General features: G+C 57.9%; 1 tRNA gene and 1 pseudogene. Both read left to right on the top strand.

Annotated elements, in window-relative coordinates:
• Positions 1 to 208, top strand: a pseudogene (locus tag QQK25_RS23500) (bifunctional ADP-dependent NAD(P)H-hydrate dehydratase/NAD(P)H-hydrate epimerase); the annotation flags it as partial.
• 141 nt (positions 209 to 349) lie between these two features.
• Positions 350 to 424 (top strand) — tRNA-Val (locus tag QQK25_RS23505).
• Positions 425 to 617 lie beyond the last annotated feature (193 nt).

Genomic DNA, 617 nt, shown 5'->3' on the forward strand with positions numbered 1-617 from the left:
GCTCACCGGCCTCGTCGCCGCCCTGCTCGCCCGCGGCGAACTCGACGGCGACGCGCTGCTCGCCGCGGTGCACCTCCACGGCGCCGCCGCAGACCAGTTCTGCACCACCCACGCCATCGACAGCGGCCTACTCGCCGACGAAGTCGCCCCGGCCGCGCGGGCGTGCTTCAACCAGTGGATCCGCCAATCCGGCGCAGCAACTGACTGAATCCATCAGAAAGTTTTGTTTAAAACTTTTTTTGTTTCAAACAAAACAAAAACCAGGAATTTTGATGTTACCTGCGCATCACTTCAAAAAAAGCCTTGACGACCTTCGAGGTGATTACTATAATGCGCGCTCTAACTCACCGGGCGGTTAACTCAGCGGTAGAGTGCCACCTTCACACGGTGGAAGCCACTGGTTCGATCCCAGTACCGCCCACCAGATTCCAGCAAGAAGGCCACGCAATCGCGTGGCCTTCTTGCTTTTGTGCTTCCGGTTTCGATGCCTGGCGCCAGCATCCGAAGACGCGCACAGCCCTGTGTAGTGGTCTAATTTCCTCGGACACCTCGATAGGTGGATCATCCACCCGTAGAGGAGAACTTGATGAAACAGAAACGCCGGGCGTTCGATGCGA

Source organism: Zoogloea oryzae (genome assembly GCF_030161255.1).
GTDB classification, from domain to species: Bacteria; Pseudomonadota; Gammaproteobacteria; order Burkholderiales; family Rhodocyclaceae; genus Zoogloea; species Zoogloea oryzae.